This window comes from Pseudomonas mandelii (assembly GCF_900106065.1).
Classification (GTDB): Bacteria; Pseudomonadota; Gammaproteobacteria; order Pseudomonadales; family Pseudomonadaceae; genus Aquipseudomonas; species Aquipseudomonas mandelii.
This window is the reverse complement of sequence record NZ_LT629796.1, coordinates 3,144,259-3,156,829: the sequence shown is the minus strand read 5'-3', so window position 1 is coordinate 3,156,829 and position 12,571 is coordinate 3,144,259. Positions and strand designations below refer to the sequence as shown.

General features: G+C 60.6%; 13 protein-coding genes. 1 reads left to right on the top strand and 12 read right to left on the bottom strand.

Annotated features, from left to right (window positions below; translation table 11 throughout):
* Positions 1 to 79: 79 nt before the first annotated feature.
* From lipA to BLU63_RS14420, 12 genes are all read right to left on the bottom strand, one after another.
* Positions 80 to 1,105 (bottom strand): lipoyl synthase, encoded by a 1,026-nt coding sequence (lipA, locus tag BLU63_RS14475; RefSeq protein ID WP_010467371.1) that lies wholly within the window; start codon positions 1,103 to 1,105, stop codon positions 80 to 82.
* Between the two features lies 1 nt (position 1,106).
* Positions 1,107 to 1,754 carry a lipoyl(octanoyl) transferase LipB gene (gene lipB / locus BLU63_RS14470; RefSeq protein ID WP_010467370.1) on the bottom strand — a complete coding sequence of 216 codons (648 nt, stop codon included), beginning with the start codon at positions 1,752 to 1,754 and terminating at the stop codon, positions 1,107 to 1,109.
* Positions 1,754 to 2,029, bottom strand: coding sequence for a DUF493 domain-containing protein (locus tag BLU63_RS14465; protein WP_083375686.1), 276 nt, complete (start codon positions 2,027 to 2,029; stop codon positions 1,754 to 1,756). Before BLU63_RS14465 ends, lipB begins: the two co-directional genes overlap by 1 nt.
* Before the next feature lie 80 nt (positions 2,030 to 2,109).
* On the bottom strand, positions 2,110 to 3,267 hold the full coding sequence (locus tag BLU63_RS14460; RefSeq protein WP_010467368.1) for a D-alanyl-D-alanine carboxypeptidase family protein: 1,158 nt from the start codon (positions 3,265 to 3,267) through the stop codon (positions 2,110 to 2,112).
* A gap of 181 nt (positions 3,268 to 3,448) precedes the next feature.
* Positions 3,449 to 4,459, bottom strand: coding sequence for a septal ring lytic transglycosylase RlpA family protein (locus tag BLU63_RS14455; protein ID WP_083375685.1), 1,011 nt, complete (start codon positions 4,457 to 4,459; stop codon positions 3,449 to 3,451).
* Positions 4,459 to 5,469 carry a lytic murein transglycosylase B gene (gene mltB / locus BLU63_RS14450; RefSeq protein ID WP_010467366.1) on the bottom strand — a complete coding sequence of 337 codons (1,011 nt, stop codon included), beginning with the start codon at positions 5,467 to 5,469 and terminating at the stop codon, positions 4,459 to 4,461. Before mltB ends, BLU63_RS14455 begins: the two co-directional genes overlap by 1 nt.
* Positions 5,470 to 5,486: 17 nt before the next feature.
* Positions 5,487 to 6,590, bottom strand: coding sequence for a rod shape-determining protein RodA (rodA, locus tag BLU63_RS14445; protein ID WP_049870746.1), 1,104 nt, complete (start codon positions 6,588 to 6,590; stop codon positions 5,487 to 5,489).
* 31 nt (positions 6,591 to 6,621) lie between these two features.
* Positions 6,622 to 8,517 carry a penicillin-binding protein 2 gene (mrdA, locus tag BLU63_RS14440; RefSeq protein ID WP_010467364.1) on the bottom strand — a complete coding sequence of 632 codons (1,896 nt, stop codon included), beginning with the start codon at positions 8,515 to 8,517 and terminating at the stop codon, positions 6,622 to 6,624.
* A gap of 10 nt (positions 8,518 to 8,527) precedes the next feature.
* Positions 8,528 to 8,995: a 23S rRNA (pseudouridine(1915)-N(3))-methyltransferase RlmH gene (gene rlmH, locus BLU63_RS14435; protein WP_007937439.1), complete on the bottom strand. Its 468-nt coding sequence runs from the start codon at positions 8,993 to 8,995 to the stop codon at positions 8,528 to 8,530.
* A gap of 9 nt (positions 8,996 to 9,004) precedes the next feature.
* Positions 9,005 to 9,499 carry a ribosome silencing factor gene (rsfS, locus tag BLU63_RS14430; RefSeq protein WP_010467363.1) on the bottom strand — a complete coding sequence of 165 codons (495 nt, stop codon included), beginning with the start codon at positions 9,497 to 9,499 and terminating at the stop codon, positions 9,005 to 9,007.
* A 73-nt stretch (positions 9,500 to 9,572) separates the two neighbouring features.
* Positions 9,573 to 10,262 (bottom strand): nicotinate-nucleotide adenylyltransferase, encoded by a 690-nt coding sequence (gene nadD, locus BLU63_RS14425; protein WP_167362274.1) that lies wholly within the window; start codon positions 10,260 to 10,262, stop codon positions 9,573 to 9,575.
* A gap of 1 nt (position 10,263) precedes the next feature.
* Complete coding sequence (locus BLU63_RS14420) at positions 10,264 to 11,535, bottom strand: glutamate-5-semialdehyde dehydrogenase (RefSeq protein WP_083375683.1); 1,272 nt, start codon at positions 11,533 to 11,535, stop codon at positions 10,264 to 10,266.
* A 189-nt stretch (positions 11,536 to 11,724) separates the two neighbouring features.
* Between BLU63_RS14420 and BLU63_RS14415 the strand changes: the two genes are divergently transcribed.
* Positions 11,725 to 12,423, top strand: coding sequence for a DNA-3-methyladenine glycosylase (locus BLU63_RS14415; protein WP_083375682.1), 699 nt, complete (start codon positions 11,725 to 11,727; stop codon positions 12,421 to 12,423).
* The last annotated feature ends 148 nt before the right edge of the window (positions 12,424 to 12,571 follow it).

The window sequence follows — 12,571 nt, the reverse complement described above, 5'->3', positions numbered from 1 at the left end:
TTGCAGGAAAAGACGGTTGCGGCCGTAGGCACGGCCAACAAAAACGCCCGCAAGGCTGAAAAGCCTTACGGGCGCTTTATTACAGAGACGACATCAATTCAGCTTTGACCAGCTTCGCCTGCTCGTCGGCGTGGTACGAGGAACGCACCAACGGGCCGGAAGCGACGTTTTTGAAGCCCATTTTGTAGCCTTCCTCGGCGAACCAGGCGAAGGTATCCGGATGCACAAAACGCTCCACCGGCAAGTGACTGCGCGACGGTTGCAGGTACTGTCCGAGGGTCAGCATGTCGATGTCGTGTTCGCGCATGCGCTTCATGACTTCGATGACTTCTTCGTCGGTTTCGCCCAGACCCAGCATCAGGCCGGACTTGGTCGGAATGTGCGGCATCATCTGCTTGAAGCGTTGCAGCAGGGTCAGCGACCACTGGTAATCCGAACCCGGACGCGCAGCCTTGTACAGGCGCGGCACGGTTTCCAGGTTGTGGTTGAACACATCCGGTGGCTCGGCGGCGGTGATTTCCAGCGCAACGTCCATGCGGCCACGGTAGTCCGGGACCAGAGTTTCGAGCTGCACGTTCGGCGACAGTTTGCGGATCTCGCGGATGCAGTCGGCAAAGTGCTGGGCACCGCCGTCACGCAGGTCGTCGCGGTCGACCGAGGTGATCACCACGTACTTGAGTTTCAGGTCGGCGATGGCGATGGCCAGGCTTTCCGGCTCATTGACGTCCAGAGGCTTCGGACGACCGTGGCCAACGTCGCAGAACGGGCAGCGACGGGTGCAGATGTCGCCCATGATCATGAAGGTCGCGGTGCCGCCGGAGAAGCACTCGCCGAGGTTCGGGCAGGACGCCTCTTCGCACACGCTGTGCAGCTTGTGTTTGCGCAGCAGGGCCTTGATGCGGTCGACTTCCGGCGAAACCGGGATGCGCACGCGGATCCAGTCAGGTTTTTTCGGCAGTTCGGTGGTCGGAATGATCTTTACCGGGATACGTGCAACCTTCTCGGCGCCGCGCAGCTTGACGCCGGCTTCAACCTTGGCACGCGGGGCCGGACGCTCGGTAACATCCAGCGTCGGGATCATGGTTTGCACTGCATCAGTAGTCATATCAGTCGATTCCGCCCGTTAGGGTCGTCTGCTCAGCATAGTCGAGGTGTTTGACGAGCTGCGCGCGCAGCCGGGCACTTACCTCGGCAAATTCAATCGATCCTGCGTGATCGCTCAGCTGGGTCATCGCCAGCCCGGCGTAGCCGCAGGGATTAATCCGTCGAAACGGTTCCAGGTTCATGTCCACGTTCAGGGCCAGGCCATGAAAGGAACAACCGTGGCGGATCCGCAGACCCAGGGAGGCGATTTTCGCCCCATTGACATAGACACCCGGCGCATCAGGCTTGGCCGCTGCGGTCACGCCATAGCTGGCCAGCAGCTCGATCAGGCAGTGCTCCATGCGGGTGACCAGGTCACGCACGCCGAAACCCAGTTTGCGCACGTCGAGCAACAGGTAGGCCACCAACTGGCCGGGACCGTGGTAAGTCACCTGACCACCGCGATCGACCTGCACCACCGGGATATCCCCCGGCAGCAGCAAGTGCTCGGCCTTGCCGGCCTGACCCTGGGTGAACACCGGCGGGTGTTCGACCAGCCAGATCTCGTCCGCGGCATTGCTGCCGCGTTCGTTGGTGAAGCGTTGCATGGCATGCCAGACCGGCTCGTAAGCCATCTGGCCGAGCTCGCGAAAGCCCAGCGTGCCAGACATCACAGCACCATGTGCACGAAACCGGTAGCCCGCAGTTCGCTGTTGATGTCGTACAGCTGGTCTTGACCGGTGGCGATGATGTGCAACTGGATGGTGGTGTACTTGCCGTTGCTGCTCTGGCGTTCGTCCACCTTTTCATCGTTGATCGTTGCGTGCTTCTTAACGATATCGATGATCTTTTGCTTGATGTCCACAATGGTGTCGCCGATCACTTTAATCGGGTAATCATTGGAAGGAAATTCGATCTTTGGCGCCTTTACTTCGGTATCTGTCATGGCGTAACGGCCTCGTAAGCCGTGGCAACGGACATGGCCCCGCTCCGGATTGGAACGGGGCCATGCAAGTCCACACTAATTCAGTTGAACAAGCCGTAGAAGAATAGACGGATGCTATCCCACATGCGGCGGAAGATACCACCCTCCTCGACAGCGTCCAGGGCGATCAGGTCGGCGCTATGCACCACTTTGTCGTCCAGTTTCACTTCGACTTTACCGATTACGTCGCCCTTGGCGATAGGCGCAACCAGTTGCGGGTTCATGGTCATGCTGGCGGCGAGCTTTTTCAGCTGGCCTTTTGGCAGGGTCATGGTCAGGTCTTCAGCCAGGCCGGCCTTGACTTGATTGGTGCTGCCTTTCCAGACAGGGGCCTGAGCCAGCTCGGCGCCTTTCTGATAGAAGGTCTGGGTTTCGAAGAAGCGGAAACCGTAGGTCAGCAGCTTCTGGGTTTCAGAAGCACGGGCCACTTCGCTGTTGGTGCCGAACACCACGGCGATCAGGCGCATGCCATCACGTACAGCCGAAGACACCATGCAGTAGCCGGCTTCGTCGGTGTGACCGGTTTTCAGACCGTCGACAGTCTTGTCACGCCACAGCAGCAGGTTGCGGTTAGGCTGCTTGATGCCGTTCCAGAAGAACTCTTTCTGCGAGTAGATCGCATAGTGAGCCGGGTCTTCGTGGATGATCGCGCGAGCCAGCACCGCCATGTCGTGAGCCGACGAGTAGTGCTCAGGGTTCGGCAGACCGGTCGGGTTCATGAAGTGGCTGTTGGTCATGCCCAGATCGGCCACGGTTTTGTTCATCATGTCGGCGAATGCGTCTTCGCTGCCGGCGATGTGCTCGGCGAGCGCAACACTGGCGTCGTTACCCGACTGGATGATGATGCCGTGCAGCAGGTCGCTGACAGTGACTTGCGAACCCACCTTGATGAACATCCGCGAACCGCCGGTACGCCAGGCGTTTTCGCTGACGGTCACCGGATCGTTTTCACCGATCTGGCCACGACGGATTTCCAGGGTCGCGATGTACGCGGTCATCAGCTTGGTCAGGCTGGCCGGTGGCAGACGCTGGTCACCGTTGTTCTCGACCAGCACGTTGCCGCTGCTGGCATCCATGAGTACGTAGGATTTAGCGGCCAGTTGTGGTGGCGACGGCATCATCTCGACCGCGAACGCGGCAGGCGAGAGGAGCAGCGGGACTAGCAGACACAGGCGTTTGGCAAAGGTGGTGATGTTCATCCGTCTCTCGAAATCGCTAATGGAAACTGCCCGAAGGCAAAACTAATCAGATGGCCTTCTAACGGGCCATCGCGTGTTCAGTTGCTCACTCAGAACCCTTGCCGGGCTTTTGTTCTTCAACGAGCCAACAACCAGGTCCACCCCCCAAACCGCAAGCGAACCGTCAATCAAGTACTACGTATTATTCGGCGGTGACCACGCTCGGCGAACCGAGATTGGCCAGGCGCACACTGTTCTGCACTTGCTGGATTTCACCCGGCGAACCGATCGGCCCCAGGCGCACCCGATGCAGCGTCTGTTGATTACGCACGATCGAGCTGATGAACACCGGAGCGCTCACCATCCCGCTGAGCTTCGATCTCAGGAGTTCTGCAGCGTCCGGGTTGGCGAACGCGCCCACCTGCAGATACTGGCCAGAGGCTGGTACAGAAGCGTTTTTTTTTGCATCAATCTGCACGGGCACCACGGCTGCCGCGTGTTGCTGCGGCGGTGGCGTCCATTGCTCGACGGTGCCCGCCGAAGCGGTAATCGTCGGCGCGGCATTTTGCGCTACCTGCGGTTCGTTGAGCATCAAAGGCGCCGGACGGCCCTTTTGTGCCCACCACTGTTGCGGATCGATACCCTCGACCTTCACCCGTGCGGTGCCGGTTTCGGCGTAACCGAGTTTTTTCGCGGCGGCGTAGGACAAGTCGATGATGCGGTCCGAGTAGAACGGCCCGCGGTCGTTGACCCGCAGGATCACGCTCTTGTGGTTGTCCAGGTTGGTCACCCGGACGTAACTCGGCAGTGGCAATGTCTTGTGGGCGGCACTCATGCCGTACAGGTCGTACACCTCGCCATTGGCGGTGTTCTGACCGTGGAATTTGGTGCCGTACCAGGATGCCGTGCCCGAGGCGACGTAGGTCTTGGATTCTTGCAGCGGAAAGTAAGTCTTGCCCAGCACGGTGTAAGGATTGGCTTTGTAAGGACCGGAGTGCAGGGTCGGCGTGGCATCCGGGATGCGCGATACGTCGACGTCCCACCATGGCGCGCCGTCTTTGTGCGCACGGTTGATGTCCAGGCCAGGCGTTGCGCGCACGGCCGTTGAAGTCTTTTGCGTCGGCGCGCGGCTGGTCGAACAACTGGCGACCAGCACCGCCAACGCGGCGAATGCCATCAGCTTCAGGGGTTTATTCATAGGCAATGCCCGCATTACTTGACGCCCCGTGCTTGGACCAGCTGTTCAGACAGTTGATGTACCGCCATGGCGTACATCACGCTGCGGTTATATCGCGTGATTGCGTAAAAATTCTTCAGGCCCATCCAGTACTCCGGGCCATTGTCACCTTCCAGGCGGAAAGCCGTGACCGGCATATCATCGCGCAGCGCATCATGACTCGACCAGCCCAAGGCTCGCAACTCCCCGACCGTTTTAGTCGGCTCGATGCCTGTCGTCAAACCTTCATCCACTTGCTCGCCACGCACATCGGCGCGACTGACCACCGGCTCGCCGGCGACCCAGCCGTGACGCTTGAAATAACTGGCGACGCTGCCGATGGCATCGTCCGGGTTGGTCCAGATATTAATGTGGCCGTCACCGTCGAAGTCCACCGCATAGGCGCGAAAGCTGCTCGGCATGAACTGCGGCAAACCCATGGCGCCTGCGTAAGAGCCTTTGAGAGTCAGCGGATCGACCTGCTCCTCACGGGCCAGCAACAGGAACTCACGCAACTCCTTGCGGAAGAATTCGGCACGGGGAGGATAGTCGAAACCCAGGGTCGACAAAGCGTCGATTACCCGGAAATTGCCGGTATTGCGGCCGAAAAAGGTCTCAACCCCGATGATCGAGACGATAACCTGAGCCGGCACGCCATATTCCTGCTCGGCACGGGCCAGTACCGCTTCGTGCTGACGCCAGAAGTCCACACCACGGGCGATGCGCGCGTCGGTGATGAACATCGGGCGATATTCGTTCCACTGCTTGACCCGCTCGGCGGGTTTCGAGATCGCGTCCAGAATCGACTGCTTGCGCTCGGCTTCGCGAAACACGCCCATCAGCTGTTCACCGGCAAAACCGTAGTCGCGGGTCATTTCACCGACGAATTCGGCCACCTGGGGTGAACCTTCGTAATCGCCGGCCAACGCGTCCTGCGTTGTGCCAAGGATGCTTACCAGGCCGACCCATGGCGCGTATCGAGTCGCCCAGCCGCGCATTACTTGCATTGACATCTTCACCTTATTCAAACCTGTGCGATCCACTTACGATGGGTATGGATCGACATCAAAACCCCAAACGCTGACAGCAGCGTCACCAGCGAAGTTCCTCCGTAGCTAATGAACGGCAACGGCACCCCCACGACCGGCAACAGGCCACTGACCATACCGATGTTGACGAAAACGTAAACAAAAAACGTCATGGTCAGGCTGCCCGCGAGCAATTTGCCGAACAATGTCTGGGCCTGGGCGGTTATCACCAGCCCACGACCGATCAACAACAGGTAAATCAACAGCAGTGCGCAGATGCCCACCAGGCCGAATTCTTCGCCCATCACTGCAATAATGAAGTCGGTGTGGCTTTCCGGCAGGAAGTCCAAGTGCGACTGAGTGCCGAGCAGCCAGCCTTTGCCGAACACGCCGCCGGAACCGATGGCGGCTTTCGACTGAATGATGTTCCAGCCGGTGCCGAGCGGATCGCTCTCGGGATCAAGGAATGTCAGGACGCGCTGCTTCTGGTAGTCGTGCATCACGAAGTACCACATGGCCACAGACACCGGCACGGCGGCAGCAATCACGCTGAGAATCCAGCGCCAGCGCAACCCGCCCATGAACAAGACGAAGGCGCCACCGGCGAGAATCAGCAGCGAAGTGCCGAGGTCCGGCTGACGCACGATCAGGATGAAGGGCAAGCCGATCAGGAACAGACTGACCCCCACATGCTTGAGCTGCGGCGGCAACGTACGCTTGGACAAGTACCAGGCGATGGTCGCCGGCATCAGGATCTTCATGAACTCCGAAGGCTGGAAACGGATCACCCCCGGGATGTTGATCCAGCGCGTGGCGCCCATGGCGTTGTGGCCCATGACGTCCACCACCACCAGCAACAACACACCGATCACGTAACCGACCGGCACCCAACGCGCCATGAATCGCGGCTCGAACTGGGCGATGACGATCATCGACACCAGGCCGATGCCGAACGAAGTGGCTTGCTTGGCCAGCAGGTCCCAGCTCTTGCCACTGGCCGAATACAGCACGAACAGACTGCCGGCGGCGAGGGTCAGCAACAGGATCAGCAACGGGCCGTCGATGTGCATGCGTTGCAACAGCGTCGCACGGCGACGCATCACATCCTCACTGGAGAGAATGCGATCGAAATTACTCTTCACGGGCCGTAGCCTCCGCACTGATAGGGCTGGCGTATTCGGCCTTCAACCGACCGTCCTGGTCCAGAAGCCAGGCGTCCATGATCTGTCGTACCACAGGCGCTGCGACGCCGGAACCGGACTCGCCGTTCTCGACCATCACCGACACCACGATTTGCGGGTTGTCAGCCGGTGCGAAGCCGACGAACAAGGCGTGGTCACGATGGCGCTCCTGAACCTTGGAGCGGTCGTACTTCTCACCCTGCTTGATCGCGACCACCTGGGCCGTACCACTTTTGCCCGCGATGCGGTATTGCGCACCGATCGCCGCTTTGCGCGCCGTACCCCGGGCGCCGTGCATCACCTGCTGCATGCCATGGTTGACCTTGGTCCAGTCGGACGGGTCGCGCAGGATGATGTCCGGCATCGGGTTGTCATCCTTCGGCCGCTCGCCTTCGACGGTCTTGGCCAGGTGCGGACGGTTCCAGACACCCTTGCTCGCGACCAGCGCTGTGGCTTGGGCCAATTGCAATGGCGTTGATTGCATGTAGCCCTGACCAATCCCGAGAATCAGCGTTTCGCCCGGGAACCAGGCCTGACGCCGGGTTGCACGCTTCCACTCACGTGTCGGCATCAGCCCCGGCGACTCCTCGAACATGTCCAGCGAAACCTTCTGGCCGATGCCGAACTTGCTCATATACGCCGACAGCCGATCGATCCCCAGTTTGTGAGCCAGATCGTAGAAATAGGTGTCGTTGGACCGCATGATCGCCGTGTCGAGGTCCACGTAGCCGTCACCGGTACGGTTCCAGTTACGGTATTTGTGGTCATAGTTGGGCAGCTGGTAGTAGCCGGGGTCGTACACCCGACTTGATGCAGTCACGACACCGGCATCCAGGCCGGCAATCGCCACCGCCGGCTTGATGGTCGAACCCGGCGGGTACAAACCGCGCAGCACGCGGTTGAACAGCGGCCGGTCGATGGAGTCGCGCAGCTCGGCATAGGCCTTGAAGCTGATGCCGGTGACGAACAGGTTCGGATCGAAACTCGGCGCACTGACCATCGCCAGCACCTCGCCGGTTTTCGGATCGAGCGCCACCACGGCGCCACGACGACCGCCAAGTGCGGCTTCGGCGGCTTCTTGCAATTTGATGTCCAGGCTCAGGACGATGTCCTTGCCGGGAATCGGATCGGTACGCTTGAGTACGCGCAATACGCGGCCGCGAGCGTTGGTTTCGACTTCTTCGTAGCCCACCTGACCGTGCAGCTCCGGCTCGTAGAAACGCTCGATGCCGGTTTTGCCGATGTGGTGCGTGCCGCTGTAATTGACCGGATCGAGAGACTTCAGCTCTTTCTCGTTGATCCGCCCCATGTAACCCACCGAGTGCGCAAAGTGCGGGCCCTGCGGGTAGTGACGCACCAACTGCGCGACGACTTCCACGCCCGGCAGACGGAACTGATTCACCGCGATACGGGCGATCTGCTCCTCAGACAGCTCGAACAGGATCGGCACCGGCTCGAAAGGACGACGCCCCTGACGCATGCGCTTCTCGAAAATCACCCGGTCCTCGGGCGTCAGCTCCAGCACTTCGACGATCACGTCGAGCACTTGCTGCCAGTCACCGGACCGTTCGCGGGTCATGCTCAGGCTGAAGCTGGGCCGGTTATCGGCCACCACCACGCCATTGCGGTCGAAGATCAACCCGCGAGTCGGCGGAATCGGCTGTACGTGGACGCGGTTGTTTTCCGACAGGGTCGAGTGGTACTCGTACTGAATCACCTGGAGGAAATACAGCCGCGCGATCAGCACGCAGATCAGCAAGACCACCGCAATAGCCCCGAACACGACGCGGCCACGCACCAGACGGGCGTCTTTTTCGTGGTCCTTGATGCGGATCGGCTGGGGCATGAGGGCAGAACTACTTGTGGTAAGGGTGGCCGGACAGAACTGTCCAGGCACGATACAGCTGTTCACCGATCAGAATCCGCACCAGCGGGTGCGGCAACGTCAACGGCGACAACGACCAGCGCTGATCGGCCCGCGCACAGACTTCCGGCGCCAGCCCTTCGGGGCCGCCGACCATGAAGTTCACCGTGCGCGAGTCCAGCCGCCAGCGATCGAGCTCGACCGCCAACTGCTCGGTGCTCCAGGGCTTGCCGTGGACTTCCAGGGTCACAACACGCTCATTCGGCCCGACCTTGGCCAGCATGGCTTCGCCTTCCTGACGGATGAAGCGCGCCACGTCGGCGTTCTTGCCACGGGTGTTGAGCGGTATTTCCACCAGTTCCAGCGCCAGCTCGGACGGAAGACGCTTGGCATATTCATGCCAGCCTTCTTCCACCCACTTGGGCATGCGGGAGCCGACGGCGATCAGTCGCAGTCGCACAGCGGTCCCTTATTGCTGGTCTTTGTTGAGCTTGACGAAGTGCTCATGGGTGTTTTCCGGGCTGTGGTGAGCCGCGTTCAGAGCACGGCTCTGCTCTGCACCGGACCACAGACGCTCGAGGTCGTAAAACTGACGAGCCGAGGCGGTCATCATGTGCACGATGACATCATCCATATCCAGCAGCACCCAGTCGCTGTCGCCCTTGCCTTCTTCACCCAGTGGCTTGACGCCCAGGGCTTTGACGGCTTCGCGAACCTTGTCCAGCATCGCGCCGATCTGGCGGTTGGAGGTACCGGTCGCGATGATCATGTAGTCAGTGATGCTCTGCTTTTCACGAACGTCGATGACCTGGATGTCCTGGCCCTTCACGTCTTCCAGGGCGGCTACGGCCACCTTGACCAGCTCGTCACCTTTAAGAGGTTCAGTGGTGAGAACCGGCTCAGGCAGCGGGGCGCTTTTGAACGTGCCTTTGCGCTTTACTTTAGTTACGTCTTTGTTCGTCATATAAAACTCGTTTTGCTCGTATGTTCGGGCGCTTCAATACACGTCATTACGTGCCTGGAAGCGTGCCCTCTTTTCAGTTCGACGCACGGTAGAGACCGTGCGCATCGATGTAGGCCAGGACCGCGTCGGGCACCAGGAAACGTACCGACTTACCGCTGGCCAGCAGTTGACGGATCTGGGTGGCGGATACCGCGAGCGGCGTCTGCCAGACGAATGCAATCTGTCCGCTCGGCCCTTTGAGGGCCAGCGGGTCGCTCACCGAGCGTGCCGCCAACAGATTGCGCAAGGCATCCGGCGGTTCGCTGTCGGCATCCGGGCGTTGCAGCACCAGGATGTGGCAATGCTGGAGCAACTCTTCCCAGCGGTGCCAAGTGGGCAGGCCGCAAAATGCGTCCCAGCCCAAAAGTAGAAAAACCTGGTCAGAGACGGCCAGTTCGGCGCGCATCAGTTCCAGGGTGTCGATGGTGTAGGACGGTTTGTCCCGCTGCAATTCGCGGGCGTCCACCACCAACGGCGCCACACCGGCCACCGCGCACTCGACCATCGCCAGACGGTCCTTTGCCGACACCTGCGGCGTACCGCGATGCGGCGGCCTGGCACTGGGTGTCAGGCGTAACTCATCGAGCGCCAGCGACTCAGCGACTTCCAGCGCACCGCGCAAATGGCCGATGTGCACCGGGTCGAACGTCCCGCCCAGCACGCCAATGCGTCTTGGCGCAGGCTCGCTGGCGGTTTGCGGTGCTGACGGTTTGAGGTCGCCCAAGTCAGACCGACGCCTGGCCGCGCAACTGGCCATCACCGACCACGATGTACTTCTCGCAGGTCAGACCTTCGAGACCCACCGGGCCGCGGGCGTGCAGCTTATCAGTAGAAATGCCAATCTCGGCACCCAATCCGTATTCAAAGCCATCGGCGAAGCAGGTCGGCGTGTTGATCATCACCGATGACGAATCGACCTCCGCCACAAAACGCCGGGTGTCGGCGAGGTTTTCGCTGACGATCGAGTCGGTGTGATGCGAACCGTACTGATTGATGTGTTCGATCGCCTGGTCCAGCCCGTCAACGACGCGGATCGAAAGAATCGGCGCCAGGTATTCGGTGCTCCAGTCTTCTTCGCTGGCCGCCACGGCATCGATGATCACCCGGGTACGTTCGCAACCGCGCAGTTCGACGCCTTTTTCGCGGAACTGTGCAGCCATCGACGGCAGGAAATCCTTGGCAACGGCTTGATCCACCAGCAGCGTTTCCATCGCACCGCAGATGCCGTAACGGTAAGTCTTGGCATTGAAGGCGATGCGCTGGGCTTTCGGCAGATCGGCGTGGGCGCTGACGTAGACGTGGCAGATGCCGTCCAGGTGTTTGATCACCGGCACGCGGGCATCGCGGCTGACGCGTTCGATCAGACCACGGCCACCACGGGGCACGATGACGTCGACGTATTCCGGCATGGTGATCAACGCGCCAACGGCCGCACGATCGGTGGTTTCGACCACTTGCACCACGGCAGCCGGCAGCTCGGCTTCGGCCAGGCCGCGCTGGATGCAGGCGGCAATGGCGCGATTGGAATTGATTGCCTCGGAACCGCCACGCAGGATCGTCGCGTTGCCCGACTTCAGGCAAAGGCTCGCGGCATCGATGGTTACGTTCGGCCGGGATTCGTAGATGATCCCGATCACGCCCAACGGCACGCGCATCTTGCCGACCTGGATGCCCGACGGCCGATAGCTCATGTCGCGAATCGCGCCGACCGGGTCCGGCAGTGCCGCCACCTGACGCAAACCGACGATCATGCCGTCGATGCGCTCCGGGGTCAGCGCCAGACGCTCAAGCAATGCCAGCTCAAGACCATTGGCGCGGCCTGCGGCCAAATCCAGTTCATTGGCAGCCGTCAGCTCGGCGCGTGCAGCGTCCAGCGCATTGGCAGCCGCCTGCAACGCGCGGTTCTTCTGCGCAGTGCTGGCACGGCCAATGACGCGAGAAGCCTCGCGGGCGGCGCGACCCAGGCGGGTCATATAGTCAAGAACGGACTCAGTCATGGTCTGTGGGGGTCTTTGCTAAGGTCTTGGTAAAGAGTAAAGCGGCAGATTATAGCTGTCGCGTCCCGGGACTAACAGCGGTGACGGGCGGATGGTCGAAATGGAGGGCAATTTGCCGACGTTCAGCCGGGATTAAGCTGCACATTGTTATCATCACGACTCAATCAGCCTTGATAAACACCGTTCATCATGTCCAACCTGACTGTTCGAGCGTCCGCTGCACGCCTGCCCATGGGGCTCCCGGACGCATTTTTTGACCGCGATGCACAAACCCTGGCCCGGGATTTACTGGGCAAGGTCATCCGTCACCGGGTCGGCGACCTGTGGCTGAGCGCCCGGATTATCGAAACCGAAGCCTATTACTGCGACGAAAAAGGCAGCCACGCGTCCCTCGGCTACACAGAAAAGCGTAAGGCTTTGTTTCTGGATGGCGGGCACATCTATATGTATTACGCCCGCGGCGGTGATTCCCTGAACTTCAGCGCCCAGGGGCCGGGCAACGCGGTGCTGATCAAATCTGCCTATCCGTGGGTCGACGAGCTAAGCGGGCCGGCGAGCCTGGCGCAGATGCTGTTGAACAATCCCGACGCCCAGGGTCGTCCTCGCCCGACGCAAAAGCTCTGCGCCGGGCAGACGTTGTTGTGCAAGTCGCTGGGGTTGAAGGTGCCCGTCTGGGATGCCAAGCGTTTTGACCATGATGTGTTGCTGGTCGAAGACGTCGGCCCGGCGCCTGCTCACATCATCCAGACCACGCGTCTGGGCATTCCCCACGGACGCGACGAACATTTGATGTATCGCTTCGTCGATGCGGCTTACGCGCCATATTGCACGCGGAACCCGCTACGACGGGGGCAGGTCGAAGGTCGCGATTATTTTTTGCTGACTTGAAGATGGAAAATCCCTGTGGGAGCGAGCCTGATCGCGATAGCAAGTATCAGGCGACATCGGTTTCGAATGTCCGTCCGCTATCGCGAGCAGGCTCGCTCCTACAGGGGACTTGTGGTGCCTGGAAGGTCGCGTGCGCGCCTTTCGAGCC

Bases quoted from the DNA above. Each gene is read 5' to 3' on its own strand.
- lipA (WP_010467371.1), bottom strand. From the start codon at position 1,105: ATGACTACTGATGCAGTGCAAACCATGATCCCGACGCTGGATGTTACC.
- lipB (WP_010467370.1), bottom strand. From the start codon at position 1,754: ATGTCTGGCACGCTGGGCTTTCGCGAGCTCGGCCAGATGGCTTACGAG.
- BLU63_RS14465 (WP_083375686.1), bottom strand. From the start codon at position 2,029: ATGACAGATACCGAAGTAAAGGCGCCAAAGATCGAATTTCCTTCCAAT.
- BLU63_RS14460 (WP_010467368.1), bottom strand. From the start codon at position 3,267: ATGAACATCACCACCTTTGCCAAACGCCTGTGTCTGCTAGTCCCGCTG.
- BLU63_RS14455 (WP_083375685.1), bottom strand. From the start codon at position 4,459: ATGCGGGCATTGCCTATGAATAAACCCCTGAAGCTGATGGCATTCGCC.
- mltB (WP_010467366.1), bottom strand. From the start codon at position 5,469: ATGCAAGTAATGCGCGGCTGGGCGACTCGATACGCGCCATGGGTCGGC.
- rodA (WP_049870746.1), bottom strand. From the start codon at position 6,590: ATGCGTCGCCGTGCGACGCTGTTGCAACGCATGCACATCGACGGCCCG.
- mrdA (WP_010467364.1), bottom strand. From the start codon at position 8,517: ATGCCCCAGCCGATCCGCATCAAGGACCACGAAAAAGACGCCCGTCTG.
- rsfS (WP_010467363.1), bottom strand. From the start codon at position 9,499: ATGACGAACAAAGACGTAACTAAAGTAAAGCGCAAAGGCACGTTCAAA.
- BLU63_RS14420 (WP_083375683.1), bottom strand. From the start codon at position 11,535: ATGACTGAGTCCGTTCTTGACTATATGACCCGCCTGGGTCGCGCCGCC.
- BLU63_RS14415 (WP_083375682.1), top strand. From the start codon at position 11,725: ATGTCCAACCTGACTGTTCGAGCGTCCGCTGCACGCCTGCCCATGGGG.